This window comes from Nocardia sp. CA-145437 (genome assembly GCF_050956485.1).
GTDB lineage: Bacteria > Actinomycetota > Actinomycetes > Mycobacteriales > Mycobacteriaceae > Nocardia.
Genome location: NZ_CP191204.1, coordinates 5,507,516 through 5,522,868, shown reverse-complemented (window position 1 = coordinate 5,522,868; position 15,353 = coordinate 5,507,516). Strand labels below are relative to the sequence as shown.

Genomic DNA, 15,353 nt, shown 5'->3' with positions numbered 1-15,353 from the left:
TCAGGTTCGCAGCAGCGCGTTCTGGACCTTGCGCAGGCGGTCCACGTCACCGCGGAAGCCGGCCACGGCATCGTTGTAGAGGAACGCCTCCCACAACCGGACCAGGGCATAGGCGAGGGTGTCCGGCTCGATCGGCGGCTGGTAGCCCTCCGATCGCGCGCGCTCGATGTGCCGCTCGACGATGCTCACCGCGGTCTGGTGCACCGTCCCGTCACCGCGCGTGATCAGGCGCAGGGCGGCGGTGGACTCGTTGTCGAAGTAGGCGCGCAGCGCGTCGTTGGCGACCAGCAGGTCGATGGTCCGGTCCAGCACCGCGGCGAGCCGCTCCCCACCGGTGCCGCGGGTGCGGCGGTCGGCCAGGGCGACCACCTTCTCCAGCTGCCGCGCCACGGCCGCGCCGAGCAGGCCGTCGCGGGAGCCGAACCAGCGGTAGATGCTCGCCCGCCCCACCCCGAGCTGCGCGGCAATGGCATTGACGTCCAGCCGCTTTCCCGCCAGGAACACGGCGATGGACGCCTCGAGCACATCGTCCCGGCTCGCCGACGCCGGTCGGCCCGGCGCTCTCGTTCCCTCCGCTCGTGTCACGCGGACAGCTTAGGAGCCAGGAACTCCGACAGCGTGCGCGCGGTCGCCGCGCGTCCCAGGATGAGAGCCGTCCGCAGCACCTCGGGGTCACGATCGACGCGGCCGATAGCGGGTGCGTCGCGCGGCGGGCGGATCTGCAGCACGGCCGGGTCGGAGGCGAAATCGCGCTCGTCGCTGTGATGTCGCTCGACCCGCGCGAGCCAGGGCTCGACGGTCCCGGGCGCGTGCCGCGACAGGAAGCGCGCCACCACCCGCGACTCCACCGTCGACGGGGGCCGCACGGCCTCGTCGTCCCGGCGCGTGCGCAGCACCAGCACCCGGGTAGCGCCCTGCGCCAATGCCGTTCGCACCGGCACGGATTCCGACAGCCCCGCGTCCACGAACCGCCGCGCCCCGATCCGCACCGGCCGCCCCGCCAGGATCGGCAGGCAGGTCGAGGCCCGCAGCGCCGTCTGCACCGAGCGCACATCGCTCAGCTCCGGGTGCAGGTCGACGGCCGCGCCGGTATCGGCGTCGGTGGCGATCGGATGGAAGGTGATGGCATTGGCCAGGATCGCCGGGAAATCCATGGGCACGATCCGCTCGTACACGGTGTGCACCAGGTAGTCGGTGTCCACCACCTTGCCGCCGCGCAGCGCCCGCGCCGGACTGATGACGCGGTTGATCACCTCGGGATTCCAGGCCCGCCGCGAATCCACCGCCCGCCCGCACAGCAGCCAGGCCGCGTTCAACGCGCCCGCCGAAGCCCCGTACACCGCGTCGAAGCAGGACAGCACGCCCAATTCCTCGATGGCCATGGCCATTCCGTGCGAGTAGGCGCCACGCGAGGAGCCGCCCTCGATGACGAGGGCGAGACGATGGCGATCGGTGCGGCGACCGGGGGCGCTGTCCTCGCGATGCCGGCGCGCGATGAGTTCGCCGACGCCGAGGTCGTGGTCGGACAAAGGTGCTCCTTTCGAGGGGCCGGGGGCGTGTCGAGTATACGACCCTATTTGAGACACGGCTATGTCTGTGTATCATTTCCGGCGATGGCGTGGGTAACCACGAAACTGGAGGTCAACGCATGCAACTAGCGCTCACCGACGACGAGCTCGCCTTCCGCGACGAGCTGCGCGCGTTCTATCGGAGCGAAATCCCGGCCGACATCCGCAACCGGCATCGGCACGGACAGGAACTGTCCAAGGACGACCTCGTCACCAGCCAGCGCATCCTCAACGCGCACGGGCTCGCCACCCCGAACTGGCCGGTGGCCTGGGGCGGCAAGGACTGGACCCCGATCCAGCGGCACCTGTGGCACGAGGAGATGCAGCTCGCGTCGGTGCCGGAACCGCTCACCTTCAACACCAATATGATCGGGCCGGTCATCGCGCACTTCGGCTCCGAGGAACTCAAGGCGCGCTTCCTGCCCGCCACCGCCAACCTCGACATCTGGTGGTGCCAAGGCTTTTCCGAACCCGAAGCCGGCTCCGACCTCGCCTCCCTGCGCACCGTCGCCGTCCGCGACGGCGACAGCTACGTGATCAACGGCCAGAAGACCTGGACCACCGGCGCGCAGTTCGCCGACTGGATCTTCTGCCTGGCCCGCACCGATCCCGACGCCCCCAAGAAGCAGGCGGGCATCTCCATGTTCCTGTTCCCGCTCGACACCCCGGGCGTGACCGTGCGGCCCATCAAGCTCATCGACGGCGGCCACGAGGTCAACGAGGTGTTCCTGGAGAACGTCCGGGTGCCCGCCGACCAGCTCGTCGGCGCCGAGAACCAGGGCTGGACCTACGCCAAATTCCTGCTCGGCAACGAACGCACCGGCATCGCCGCCGTCGGCCAGACCAAGGTGCGGCTGTGGCTCGCCAAGGAACACGCCAAGCAGACCCGCCTCGGCGACCGCACCCTGCTCGACGATCCGCTGTTCGCGACCCGCCTCGCCGAACTCGAAAACGAGCTGCTCGCATTGGAACTCGTGCAACTACGGGTCGCCGCCGGATCCGCCGACGGCAAACCCAACCCGGTGTCGTCGATCCTCAAACTGCGCGGCACCGAGCTCCAGCAGGCCGTCACCGAACTCCTGGTCGACATCGCCGGCCCGGATTCGATTGCCCGCGAGGACGAGTCGAACGCCGACTGGGCGCGCCGCAGCACCGCCACCTACCTGAACTATCGCAAGACATCGATCTACGGAGGATCCAACGAGGTGCAGCGCGGCATCATCGCCTCGACGATCCTCGGACTGTGAGGCAGCACCATGGATTTCGATCTCACCCCCGAACAGGAAATGCTGCGCGACACCGTGCGGGACCTGCTCGCCCGCGGCCGCGACACCAAACGATGGGCCACCTTCGCCGACATCGGGCTGCTCGGACTCACCTTCGATGAGGCAGACGGCGGCACGGGCGCCGGACCCATCGAAGCCATGCTGGTCATGACCGAGATCGGGCGCGCCCTGGCCACCGAACCGATCCTGGACTGCGCGCTACTGCCCGGTGCGCTCATCTCGGCCGTCGGCCGCGACGTCCAGCGCAAGGATCTGCTGCCGCGCGTCGCCGAAGGACAGCTGAAACTCGCTTTCGCCCACGGTGAGCCGGGTCTGCGCTGGCCTGCCACCGACACCGACACTCAGGCCGTTCCCGATGGCGACGAGTGGCGCATCACCGGACGCAAGCACCCCGTTTCTCACGGTGACCAGGCGGACGTTCTGATCGTCAGTGCTGCCCACGCGGACGGCGTCGGGCTTTTCCTGGTCAAGCCCTCCGATCCGGGTGTGCGTCTGCGGCCGTACACCACCCACGACGGACGGCATGGCGCGGACATCGAATTCGACGGAGCTTCCGCGGAGCCGCTCGGCGACGTGGCCGATGCCTCCGATGCCATCGGTGCCGCCATCGCCGCCGCCCAGGCCGCGTTGTGTGCCGAAGCGATCGGGGCGATGGAAGAGTCACTGCGGCTGACGGCCGAATACCTGAAGACTCGCAAGCAGTTCGGTGTGGCGCTGCGTACGTTCCAGACGCTGACCCAGCGTGCTGCCGACATGTACGTGTCGCTGGAGCTGGCGCGGGGGATGAGCATGTACGCGTCCATGTCGCTGGCCGACGGGGTTATCGATCCGATGGTCGTATCCCGTGCCAAGTTGCGAATCGGGCGGTCGGCCAGGCACATCGGGCAGGAGGCGATTCAGATGCACGGAGGGATCGGTATGACCGACGAGTATCCGGTTGGGCACTTCACCGCGCGGTTGAACGCCATCGAGCACACGCTGGGGGACTGCACCGACCACTTGCGGTACCTCGGCAGTCATGTGGCCGACTATCAGATGGTCGAGATCTGAGGGCAGAGAAGACCGAAGATCAAGAGACCAAAAGATAAAGACGCCTGGAGAAGGAAGAGAGGGTGGCCGAGCTTGCGAGGCACCCTCACCTACCAGCCCCCTCACGGCTCGGCCGCGCAGCATCCCGGAGCAAGAGGGGTTAGGGGTTGGGGTTCGGGCTCGACAAGGTGATGCGTGCGGTCCGTGGGCTGGGATCGGCGGGATACGGATCTCAGCCCGGCGTCAGCCCCAGTCCGGCAGGGCAGGCGAGGTGACCACACTCCGCGTAGCTTTGCGCACGCCGGTGCGACATGAGCAGCCGGGTGTCACGCTGCCCGTGAGCGCCACGTTCGGCAACTGGAATCGACGGCAGCGGCGATCGCCTGCCCTACGTGATGACGATCGTTGACGCGTGGGGTGCCGGTGGGATCAAGACTCTTCGGTGCGATCCACCCTGTCCGGCCGGGGTAAAGCGAATCTTTACCCATCACAACGGTTTTCCAGCCATCAGGGCCGTCGTTGACCAGCGCGTGGCAGTGGTCGCACGCCAGGGTCAGGTTGGTGATGTCGGTGGGTCCGTTTTTGGCCCAGTCGGTGATGTGGTGGGCGGCGCACATGTTGGCGGGTTGTTCACACCCCGGTCGAGTGCATCCCTTGTCGCGGGCGAGGAGTGCGAGGCGTTGGGCGCGGTTGGCGGTGCGGCGGGAGCGGCGCAGGTAGAGCGGCATCCCATCACCATCGAGGACCGCGATCACCGGCCGGGTGCCCTCGGCCATCTTCAGCGCCTCGTTGACCGAGATCTGGATGCCCGACGCGGTGGTGGCAACCCCGGTGCCGTTCTCCAGGTCGGACAAGCTCATGGTCAGCACGACCTCGACCGGCAGCCCACGGTGCATGCCCAGGGTCCGCATGTTCACACCCGGCTGCACCAACGCCAGCAACGCGTCATGAGTCCGCTGCCCGGCATCACGACGATCACGACGCGCGGCAGCATCAAGAACACTGTCGGCGATGAACCCACCAGTGGCCGACGGGCTTTCCGGATCCTCGACATTGCACATCCCCGGCCGCGCCAGCTTCGCGAACACCGCATCCAGGCACGCACGCAGTTCTGGCGTGATCCACCCTTCGATTCGCGTCATCCCGTCCACCCCGGGGCGGCACAACGTGATCCCGCGACGGCGGCGACGGTCAGCGTCCGACACCACTTTCCCGTCGGGATCGAGGCGGGCGAGGATGTCACGGCCGATCTTCAACAGATCATCGGGCCACCCATGACGGGAGTAGTCCACCAAAATCTGTTCGGCTTCCGCCCGCGCCTCGGCAGGCACATCGAGAGGGAGGTGGTTCATCACATCCATGATGTGACGCACGTGATCCCGCGAAATGACACCGGCCGCGAACGCTTCGGCGGTCACCGGCAGTACCGGCGGCGCGACATGGCCCGTCTGCTGGACGAATTCGCCGCAGTGGTGAGTGACCTTCACCCGCACCGACGCGTCATAGCGTGACAGCCCGAGGGTGTGGCGCAGAAACGGCACCATCTTCCCCGCGCCACTGCGCGAATGCAGCGACCGCTCCCCGGCTTCGATGATCAGACGGGTATCCAGAGCGGCGAGCTGACGCTTGCAGGTTTCGAGCTGCCGCATCAACGACACAACATCCTCGTCGGAGAACTCCACCATCTTCCCGTTCTGCAAGGATTCGGTCAGGGTCGAGACCGCGGCCGCCAGTTCAGCGATGCCGCAGTCGTCGAGTGTCACCCCATTCGAATCCATGCCTCCATTTTACGCCCGCATGATTATCTATGTTGCCTGAAATACAAAGGAGTCCAAGCCTTTTCAGATTGCACGAATTAAATAGTTTGCGTCACAATCGGATCGGGAATCGCGCCTTCCTCTCGGGAATCGAGTCGGGTGCGTCGTGGCCACCACATGCGCTCACCCAGATCGATCGCGAGCGCTGGTACAAGCACGGTCCGCACCAGAAACGTATCCAGCAGCACTCCAAACGCGACCGCGAACCCGATCTCCGCCGCGAAAACCAAAGGCAGCGTGAGCAATGCCGCGAACGTCCCCGCCAGCACAACACCCGCCGCCGTGATCGTTCCGCTGGTGGTGCGCACCGCGATCGCCGTTGCCGTAGCGGTGTCATGGTTCGCTGTCTCCTCGCGGATCCTGGCCATGAGGAAGATGCTGTAGTCGATCCCCAGGCTGATCAGAAACACGAAGGCCCACAGCGGGAACGATGGGTCCGCGCCCGCGAAGCCGAGCACCTTGTCGAACACCAGCGCGCTGACGCCGAGAGCTGCCGCGAGAGAAAGGACGACAGTAGCCAGAACCACCGCGGGAGCGACCAAGGCTCGAAGCAGTAGCGCCATGATCGCCAAGACGACGAACAACACCAGTGGCACAACCGTATTACGGTCGTGGCGGGCGGACTTCTGAGTATCGAGCGCGATGGCGCTGCTGCCTCCAACCATGGCGTCGGGCACCGAACGCACCACCGAGCGGAGACGTTCGACGGTTGCGAACGCCGCAGCGCTACCGGTGACATCGGCCGTCGTCGCCTCCAAGTACGCGAGACCGCCCGCGCGCACGGGAGTCGACACCGACACCACACCGGGAACCCCCGAAGCCGAGTCCCGCAGGCGATCCGCGTCCGACGCCGGTCCGATGATCTGCAGCGGGTCACCGGATCCGCCCGGGAAATGCTCGAGGAGAACCTGCTCGCCGACCACGGCATCAGGGCGGTTTCGGAAGGTGTCCTGCGCCCGCAGTCCGGACGCGTGCAAACCGAACAACCCCAGGGAGAGGAACGCCAGCACGGCCGCGGTGACCTGCCAGACCCTGCGCGGACGGGAGGTAATCAAGCGTTCGAGGCGACTCCCTCGGCGGCTTCCGGCCGGTTCGGGATCGCCGAATCGCGGTGCGGCGGGCCAGAATATCCACCTGCCGCACAGCACGAGCAGAGCCGGATACAGGGTGGTGAGCACCGCGAAGCTGACCAGGACGCCCGTCGCCATCACCGGGCCCAGGCTCTTGGTCGAGTTCAGGTCGGCCACGACCAGGCACAACAGGCTCAGCGCGACGGTGATCGCGCTCGCGGCGATCGCGGGTCCGGCGCGGCGGATGGCCGTGGCCATGGCCGCGTGACGATTCTCCGTGCGCCGCAACTCCTCTCGATAGCGGGCCGTGAGCAGCAGTGCGTAGTCCGTGCCCGCGCCGAAGACCAGGACGGTCAGCAGGAATTCCGTGTCACTGTTGACCGTCAGGCCCGCGTGCGCCGCCAGGAGGTAGATCAGCCCCTGCGCGACGGTCAGGGCCACGCCCACGCACACCAGCGGCAGCAGCCACAGCACCGGACTGCGGTAGGTGACCAGCAAGATCGCTATGACGATCGCGATGGTCACGTACAACAGTGTCGAGTTCACCGCGGAGAACGCGTCCGCCGAATCGGCCCCATAACCCGCCGGCCCGGTGACGTGCACGCTCATGCCCGCATCGGAGACGATGTCGCGGATCGATCGCACCGTCGGCAGCGCGTCCGTGACCCCCTTGACGCCCACCGAGATCGGGACCACGACTTGGATCGCCTTGCCGTCCTCGGACTCCACGGGCTCCGGGACCGGGCCGTGCACCTGCGGCAGCGTCGCGAACCGCTGCGAGTCCGACTCCGCGCGCGCCCGCGCGGTGGCGCTCGACACCGCGTCGCCGCGCTCGTAGACGACCACCGCCGGATACACATCGGACCCGATGAACTTCCCGGTCAGCTCGGAGACCTTCGTCGACTCCGCACTCTTCGGCAGCCACGTCGTGGCGTCGTTCTTCTCGGCCCCGGCGAGCTTGCCCGCCAGACCACCGGTGGCGACGAGCACGGCCACCCAGAAGACGATGGCGGCCACAGCGATTCGCCGCACGATCGGCGCGGATAGCGAGGACCTCACGGTTACTCGCCCTCCACCGGCACGGAGCGGGTGAGCTGATCGATCCGCTCGATGCGTCCGTCCGGGGACAGGCGGCCGATCATGCACACTTCGGTGGCGGTCGGGCCGGTCGTGCGGAGGGTCGCGAACATTGTGTAGTGGGCCGCGATGCTGTCACCCGACAGCAAGGCTCGATGGATGCGGACCCGGACGGATTCGGCGTTCCTGCGAGCCGGGCGGGCGTGGGCTATCAAGGACTGACGGTTCAGGTGGAGGCCGTCGTTGCGGTAGTCGACGTCGGGGGCGAACCAGCGGTCGACCACGGTGGACGGGTCATCGGGGCTGAACGCCATGTCGTGGGGATAGGTGGTGAGGAACTCGTGCAGATCGGAGTCGTTTCGCATACGACCCACACTGCGGGGCGGCGCTCACAGCGAGTTCACATCGCGCTCACACGCATTCACGCGGCGCTCACGTGTGCCGATAGCCCAGGCGTGTCGTGGCGCGTCTGGCCCATCCGAAGGGACGACCCAACGTCCGTCGTGTTGCATACGAGCCGGGCTGCTCGATCGTGCTGCTCATCAACCCCGGTCGTCCGAGCTGCTGTCCCTCGCCGTCCGAAGACTGGCTTCGACCGCCGCGAGTGCCCCGTCGCGTGGGAGAACCCGGGCCCGTTCGTAAGCGGCAGTCGCCTGATCGCTGCCGAGGACGGCCGCCAATTCCGTTCGGAGCGCCACGATGTCGGGATAGCGGGCATCCGGCGCGCCACGCAACGCGTGCCCGGCGCCCAAAGCCTCGGCCGACGCCGCCGCGGCCCCGGCCGCCAGGCACACCCGTGCGACGCCGACGGCCACCTCGGCGGCCAGGGGCAGGTCGCGGACGGCCACGGCGTTCGCCCACGCATCCGAACAATGGGTGGCGGCCGCAGCGGTACTGCCCTCGGCCGCGCGCAGCAAGCCCATGCGCAGACCGAACATCGCCCGGTACGACCGGTCCTCGCGCACCGCCCGCCCGAGATCGGACTCCACCCGCCGCAAACAGCGCACCGACTCGGCGAGATCCCCATCGAACCGAGCGACATCCGCCGCGAGCAGCCGGGTCATGACGGTGTCCCCGGCCGGCAAGGTCTCCTCGGCCAGCGCGGTCAGATCGGCCCGGGCCGCCTCCACCTCGCCCGAATGCAAGCGGATCATCACCAGCCACACCCGCAACGCGACCGGTCTGCCCAGCTCCTCCGCCGCGACCAGCGCCGACGCCATCGCCGCCTCGGCCCCGTCGAAATCCCCGAGCGCCGCCCGCGCGAACGCCAGATACGTCAACGCGGTGGACCAGCCCCACCGCTCCCCGGCCTCCTCGAAACACCCCGCCGCCATCCGCAGATCCGCCTCCAGCCGCGCCACTCCGGACTCGTTCGCGTGCAGGAACGACCGCACCAACCAGAACATCCCCCGAGTCCACGCATCGGGATGCCCCAGCCACGGCTCCACCACCCCGAGCCCCACATCGACTCGTTCGGACGCCAACTCCACCAGCGCCCAAGCCAATTCCGCTGCCCCGTCCGCTGTCGCCGAAGCGGCTGAACCGGAAGCCGATTCCGTCGCGCCCGTCCAGCGGCGGATGTGGTCGGCGGCCGCGGTGAGTTCGGTGGCCTGGGCGGCGAGCATGGAATGCAGGGCGAACGCGGCCGCCAGCGGGGGATGAGGGTGGGCCGTCGGGAGTTCGAGGATTGGGCGCAGGAGCCGGACCGCGTCCGTGTGACTGGCGTGGAGGGCCCAGTACATGCCGAGCGCCGAGCCCAGGCGGGCCGCGGTGTCGGTGTCCGCGGACTCCTGGGCGAAGCGCAGGGCTCCGATCAGGTGATCATGGTGGGCATCGAGGAGCCGGAGCCAGGGGAGTTGGGCATGGCCTCGTAGATACGGATGGGCGGCTTCGGCGAGAGCCAGGTGGTAGGCCGCATGGGCGGATCTGGTCGAGTCCAGTTCACCTCGGGCCGTGAGGTGCTCGCGACCGTAGGCGCGGACCGACTCGAGCATGCGGTAGCGCGGCTGCGGTGTGGGCAGGGCGGGTTCGGCGACCAGGACGTCGACGAGCTGCACCAGTGATTTGTCCAGCAGCGCTTCGAGTTCGGCGCACGCCACACCGAGACCCTCGGCAGCAGCGGGGGTGAACGGTGCGGGAAAGACCGACAGGCGCGCGAGGGCGGTGCGCTCCGCCTCGATGAGAAGCTCCCAGTCCCAATCCAATACCGCCCGCAGCGTGCGGTGACGGGGGAGCGCGGTGCGGCTCCCGCCCGCCAGCACGGCGAAACGATCATCCAGCCGTGCACGCAGCACCGGCAGTGGCATGACCCGCAGCTTCGCGGCCGCGAGCTCCAAGGCCAACGGCAATCCGTCCAGGTGACGGCAGATCTCGGCGACAGTCTCGAGTACGCTATCGGTCGGTGCGAGGTCGGCGCGGACCGCCGCAGCGCGATCCAGGAACAGTCGAACCGACGGGAAACCCTCGATATCAGCCGAATCGGGTGGCGGTACCGCTAGCGGCGCGGTCTCCCACAGCGTTTCCCCGCCGATCCCCAGCGGTTGACGGCTCGTCGCGAGGACCCGCAGCTCCGGCACCCGCCCGAGCAGCTCCGCCACGAACAGGGCAACCTCATCGACGAGGTGCTCGCAGTTGTCCAGCACCAGCAGCATCGGCGCGGTCGGCAGCGCCTCCGCCAGCAATCCCACCGGATCCGCCCCCGAAGGCTCCACCGTCCGCGACAACGCCACCCCCAGCGCCCCGGCCACAGCCCGCGGGAGATCCGAGGAATCACTCACCGCCGCCAATTCCGCGAACCCCACACCACCCGCGAACCCTCCGCCCGCCGTGCTGTCGCCTCGGCCGTGTGCCGTGCTTTCGCCTCGGCTGCTCGTCGTGCCTTCGTCCGCTCGGCCCGCCTCGCCCGGGACCGGTCCGCCCGCGATGTGCCCGCCCAGTTCTCCGGCCACGGCCACGGCCAGTCGCGTCTTGCCCGCGCCGCCCGGCCCCACCAACGTGACCAGCCGCGAGGCTCCGACCCGTTTCACCACCTCCGTCAGGTCGTGTTCGCGCCCGACGAAGCTCGTCAGCGGAATCCGGAGCCGCGCAGCCGGACTTGTGGCGGCGGTCGCCTTCATCGCCGAATCTCTGTACGCCGGTGTCGGCTCCGGCAGCTGCTGCGTGGAACCCGGAGCGGTCGTGGCCGGTTCGGGCCTCGCCGCCGCGGGGCCGGTCGGGGGCCCGCCTCGCAGGAGCTTCAGGTGCAGGTCCGCGAGTTCCGGGCTGGGGTCCAGGCCGAGTTCGGTGGCCAGCAGGGTGCGGTAGTGGGCGTAGGAACTCAGGGCTTCGGGGGTGCGGCTCGCGGCGTGGAGAGCCTGAATGTGGAGCAGACGGGGGCGTTCTCGGAGGGGGTGGGCGGTGAGGAGGCCGGTCAGTTCGGTGATGAGGAGGGGATCGCCGGGGCGGGTGGACAGTTCGGCGGCCAGGGCCGATTCGGTGGCGGTCAGGCGGAGTTCGTCGAGGTGGGTGGCGGCTGCGGCGGCGAAGGGCAGGACCGATACGTCGGCGAGGGCGGGGCCGCGCCACAGGGAGAGGGCTTCGCGCAGTTGGTTGATGGCGGCGGTGCGGTCGCCGCCGTCGAGGCGCAGGATGCCACCGCGGACGAGGCGCTCGAAGCGGTGGGCGTCGACCGAGAGGGCGGCGATGCCGAGGAGATAGCCGCCCGCGGCCGCGTGGAGCGGGACGCTGGCGGGGAGGGTGCGGCGGAGGCGGGAAACCAGCTCTTGCAGTGCGTGTTCGGGGCGTTTGGGCGCGGCTTCGGGCCACAGGTCGTCGATCAGGGTGGGGACGCGCACCGGGCGGCCGGGGTCCAGGGCGAGGCGAATCAGCAGGGCGCGCAGGCGGGTTCCCGGGACGGGAACGGGCCGGGCGTCGTTCGCTACTTCCAGCGGGCCCAGGATGGCGATTCTCACTCCGCGAGTGTGGCACGGCGGCACGATCGGCTCGGATATTCGCTCGACCCCCCGAGCGGTCCGGTGGCGTGCGCCGGTAGCGGTGTGGTCAGCCGCAGTTGGCGGTGGACAGGACGCGGGTTCGCCGGCGGCCTTCCTCCTCGGCGCAGGCGGTGGCGCGGCGGCGGTTGCTGCGAACCGCGGCGCTGAAGAGCTGGTATTCGGCCGACGGGACGCACACCTCCCGGTACGGATGTCGCTGGCCGACGCGGCGCTGGGGGCCGGGGATGACCACGCCGCGGCGCGGGTCGGGCCCGGTCTCCTGATCTCGCACCCACGACTTCAGGATGTGCGAATCGATACTGGGCAGAAATTCCACCGCACGATCCCATTCCAGGCCCTCCACCTGCATCGGATCGGCGACCGCGGTGACGACGACAGCGTATGCCGCACCGACGGAGTTGTCCGCCATTGGATCTACCCCCTGTCCATGCTCGAGATCTCCGGCGTTGCGCGGGGAATGTTCAGGATACTTCGAAAGATCTTGCACTACTGAGTGTTTCGCTGTACCCGCAAGTGGATTGCGGGTACTGGTCAGTCCTCGGTTCCGGAACGAAGCAGGTGCCGCCCGAATTCGGGACCCGTGGCGGGTGTGGTGGCGCATTGGCGGCAGTGGCGCGAATCACGCCCCTGTCCCGCTCAGGAATACCCTCCCGACCCGCTATGTTCAAGTGGTTGCCATATCCACCAAATGTGGACGCGACCCGAGGAGGACCCGTGCAGTTCGGAATTTTCAGCGTCGGCGACGTGACGATGGACCCCACCACCGGCCGGACGCCCAGCGAGGCCGAGCGCATCCAGGCCATGGTCTCCATCGCCCTCAAGGCGGAGGAGGTCGGACTCGACGTGTTCGCCACCGGCGAGCACCACAACCCGCCCTTCGTGCCCTCCTCGCCGACCACCATGCTCGGCTATGTCGCCGCCAAGACCGACAAGCTGGTGCTGTCCACCGCGACCACCCTGATCACCACCAATGATCCGGTGAAGATCGCCGAGGACTTCGCCATGCTGCAGCACCTGGCCGGCGGCCGCGTCGACCTCATGATGGGCCGCGGCAACACCGGACCCGTCTACCCGTGGTTCGGCAAGGACATCCGCGACGGGGTGCCGCTGGCCATCGAGAACTACCACCTGCTGCGCCGCCTGTGGCGCGAACAGCGCGTGGACTGGGAAGGCAAGTTCCGCACCCCGCTGCAGGGCTACACCTCCACGCCCGCCCCGCTGGACGGCACCCCGCCGTTCGTGTGGCACGGCTCCATCCGCTCGCCCGAGATCGCCGAGCAGGCCGCCTATTACGGTGACGGCTTCTTCCACAACAACATCTTCTGGGACATGCAGCACACCAAGCAGATGGTGACCCTGTACCGCCGCCGCTTCGAGCACTACGGGCACGGCGCGGCCGAACAGGCCATCGTCGGACTCGGCGGCCAGGTGTTCATGGCCGAGACCGAGGCCGAGGCCAAGAAGATCTTCCGGCCCTACTTCGACAACGCGCCCGTCTACGGACACGGCCCGTCGCTGGAGGACTTCACCGAACTGACCCCGCTCACCGTCGGCACCCCCGAACAGGTCATCGAACGCACCCTGGGCTTCGCCGACAATGTCGGCGACTACCAGCGCCAGCTGTTCCTGATGGACCACGCCGGCCTGCCGCTGGACATGGTGCTGCAGCAGATCGAGATCCTCGGCAAGGAGGTGGTCCCGGTGCTGCGCAAGGAGTTCGAGGCCCGCCGCCCCGCCCGCGTGCCCAGCGATCCGCCCACCCACGCGTCGCTGGTCGCCGCCGGCCCCGACGCCCCGCACCACCTGGTCGAGCCCGCCCGCGAGCGCGTGCTCGCCGAAAAGAACTGAGGCCGAGCATGAGTCGCACACTGGTAGTCCTGACCGCCGGGCTCTCGCAGCCCTCCTCCACCCGGCTGCTCGCCGATCAGCTCGCCGCCGCGGTCTCCGCGGCGGTGGGCGGGCGCGGGGAGAGCCTCGACGTCGAGGTGATCGAACTGCGTGAACTGGCAGGCGATCTCGCCACCACCCTGACCACCGGCGGGCTGCCCACGCCCGCCGTGGCCGCGGCCCGGCAGCGGGTCTCCGACGCCGACGGGATCATCGCGGTGACCCCGGTGTTCACGGCCAGCTACAGCGGGCTGTTCAAGATGTTCATCGATGTCCTGGACACCGACTCGCTCAACGGCATGCCCGTGCTGATCGCCGCCACCGCGGGCACCGCCCGGCATTCGCTGGTGCTCGATCACGCGCTGCGGCCGCTGTTCACCTACCTGCGGGCGGTGGTCGTCCCCACCGGCGTGTTCGCCGCCACCGAGGACTTCGGCTCCACCGGACTCACCGAACGCGTGCACCGGGCGGCGTCCGAACTCGCCCAGCAGATCGTCGCCGCACCCACCGCGGTGCAGGGCTTCCTGCAGGACGAGCCGGTCCGGCACCGCAACTCCGGCAATGGCGTCGGCGCGGTCCGGCCGTTCGCCGAACTGCTCGCCGGGCACACCGGCGACGGGCGGTAACGCATTGATAGCTGAGTAGCATGAGCGGATGGCTCAGGACATACTTCCCGCCATCCCGCTCGACTCATGGCGGCCCACCAAGGAAACCCTGCACCGTTACGCCCAGATCGTGGGCAAAGTGGCCCTGGCCAAGGGGATCAGGCGCAACCACTGGTGGCACATGACCTACCGGCTCACCGCGCGCGGCTGGACCACCGTGCCGCTCGGTACCGCCACCGAAGGCCCCGTCTTCACCTGCTCGTTCGACTTCTTCGACCACGTGCTGCGGGTCTGCAACGACCGCGGCACCGAGGAGGAGGTGCCGCTCACGGGGCAATCGGTGGCCAGTTTCTACATCGAGACCATGAACGCGCTGCGCAACCTCGGCGTCGAGGTGGCGCTCGCCCACCCGACCCCCTTCGACCTGCCCGACCACGGGCGGCCCTTCGACGAGGACGAGCAACACCACACCTACAACCCCGCCGCCGCGCAACGCGCCTTCCACGTGCAGAGCCAGGTCGGACGCATCCTGGAACAGTTCAGCGCCACCTACTCCGGCAAGATCAGCCCCGTCCAGATCTTCTGGCACACCTTCGATCTGGCCGTGCAGCGCTTCTCCGACCGCAAGATCCCCATGCCCGACTCCGTCGACCTGGTCACCCGGGAGGCCTACTCTCGCGAGGTGATCAGCGCCGGATTCTGGTTCGGCGACGACAAGGTCCCGGCCCCCACCTTCTACTCCTACACCGCGCCCGAACCCACCGGGCTCAGCGACAAACCACTACGACCCGAACAGGCCCGCTGGGTGGCGTCCGGTTCCGGGCACAGCGCCTACCTGTCCTACGACGACGTCCGCGCCACGGCCGACCCCGTCGCCACCGCGCTGGATTTCTTCCAATCCGCATATGAGTCCGGATCGAGTCTCGCGGGCTGGGACTCTGACGGTTTGGCCTGCCACAATGGCATCACCGATCCAGTGCTCACCACGCCGCGACTGGGCTGGCCGGAATAACCCGATGCCT

Annotated in this window: 12 protein-coding genes; 5 read left to right on the top strand and 7 right to left on the bottom strand. The window is 68.5% G+C overall.

The genetic code is table 11. The annotated features are described in order from the left end of the window. Complete coding sequence (locus ACQPYY_RS25680; RefSeq protein ID WP_379094844.1) at positions 1-585, bottom strand: QsdR family transcriptional regulator; 585 nt, start codon at positions 583-585, stop codon at positions 1-3. After that, entirely contained in the window at positions 582-1,529 is a 948-nt protein-coding gene (locus tag ACQPYY_RS25675) for a patatin-like phospholipase family protein (RefSeq protein WP_379094846.1), read from the bottom strand. The genes ACQPYY_RS25680 and ACQPYY_RS25675 overlap by 4 nt, the downstream gene beginning before the upstream one ends. Before the next feature lie 119 nt (positions 1,530-1,648). Here ACQPYY_RS25675 and ACQPYY_RS25670 point away from each other — a divergent pair, with 119 nt between their 5' ends. Both ACQPYY_RS25670 and ACQPYY_RS25665 read left to right on the top strand, forming a co-directional pair. Next, complete coding sequence (locus ACQPYY_RS25670) at positions 1,649-2,815, top strand: acyl-CoA dehydrogenase family protein (protein ID WP_379094849.1); 1,167 nt, start codon at positions 1,649-1,651, stop codon at positions 2,813-2,815. Between the two features lie 9 nt (positions 2,816-2,824). Next, on the top strand, positions 2,825-3,904 hold the full coding sequence (locus ACQPYY_RS25665; protein ID WP_433591289.1) for an acyl-CoA dehydrogenase family protein: 1,080 nt from the start codon (positions 2,825-2,827) through the stop codon (positions 3,902-3,904). Positions 3,905-4,209: 305 nt separating this feature from the next. On the opposite strand, the gene ACQPYY_RS25660 is transcribed toward ACQPYY_RS25665, so the two are convergent. The 5 genes from ACQPYY_RS25660 to ACQPYY_RS25640 form a co-directional block, all read right to left on the bottom strand. After that, positions 4,210-5,661, bottom strand: coding sequence for a DUF222 domain-containing protein (locus ACQPYY_RS25660; RefSeq protein WP_433591288.1), 1,452 nt, complete (start codon positions 5,659-5,661; stop codon positions 4,210-4,212). Between the two features lie 77 nt (positions 5,662-5,738). Beyond that, on the bottom strand, positions 5,739-7,829 hold the full coding sequence (locus ACQPYY_RS25655; protein WP_433591287.1) for an MMPL family transporter: 2,091 nt from the start codon (positions 7,827-7,829) through the stop codon (positions 5,739-5,741). A 2-nt stretch (positions 7,830-7,831) separates the two neighbouring features. Beyond that, on the bottom strand, positions 7,832-8,212 hold the full coding sequence (locus tag ACQPYY_RS25650; RefSeq protein ID WP_379094860.1) for a nuclear transport factor 2 family protein: 381 nt from the start codon (positions 8,210-8,212) through the stop codon (positions 7,832-7,834). Between the two features lie 177 nt (positions 8,213-8,389). Next, positions 8,390-11,797, bottom strand: coding sequence for an AfsR/SARP family transcriptional regulator (locus tag ACQPYY_RS25645; RefSeq protein WP_433591286.1), 3,408 nt, complete (start codon positions 11,795-11,797; stop codon positions 8,390-8,392). An 88-nt stretch (positions 11,798-11,885) separates the two neighbouring features. Continuing rightward, the gene (locus ACQPYY_RS25640) at positions 11,886-12,248 is read right to left on the bottom strand and encodes a hypothetical protein (protein ID WP_433591285.1); all 363 of its coding nucleotides are present in this window, start codon (positions 12,246-12,248) and stop codon (positions 11,886-11,888) included. 305 nt (positions 12,249-12,553) lie between these two features. On the opposite strand from ACQPYY_RS25640, the gene ACQPYY_RS25635 reads away from it, so the two are divergent. The 3 genes from ACQPYY_RS25635 to ACQPYY_RS25625 are packed head-to-tail and all read left to right on the top strand — an operon-like array spanning position 12,554 to position 15,343. Next, complete coding sequence (locus ACQPYY_RS25635) at positions 12,554-13,687, top strand: LLM class flavin-dependent oxidoreductase (protein ID WP_433591284.1); 1,134 nt, start codon at positions 12,554-12,556, stop codon at positions 13,685-13,687. A gap of 8 nt (positions 13,688-13,695) precedes the next feature. Next, the gene (locus tag ACQPYY_RS25630) at positions 13,696-14,352 is read left to right on the top strand and encodes a CE1759 family FMN reductase (RefSeq protein ID WP_357278654.1); all 657 of its coding nucleotides are present in this window, start codon (positions 13,696-13,698) and stop codon (positions 14,350-14,352) included. A 28-nt stretch (positions 14,353-14,380) separates the two neighbouring features. Further along, the gene (locus ACQPYY_RS25625) at positions 14,381-15,343 is read left to right on the top strand and encodes a DUF5996 family protein (protein WP_433591283.1); all 963 of its coding nucleotides are present in this window, start codon (positions 14,381-14,383) and stop codon (positions 15,341-15,343) included. Positions 15,344-15,353 lie beyond the last annotated feature (10 nt).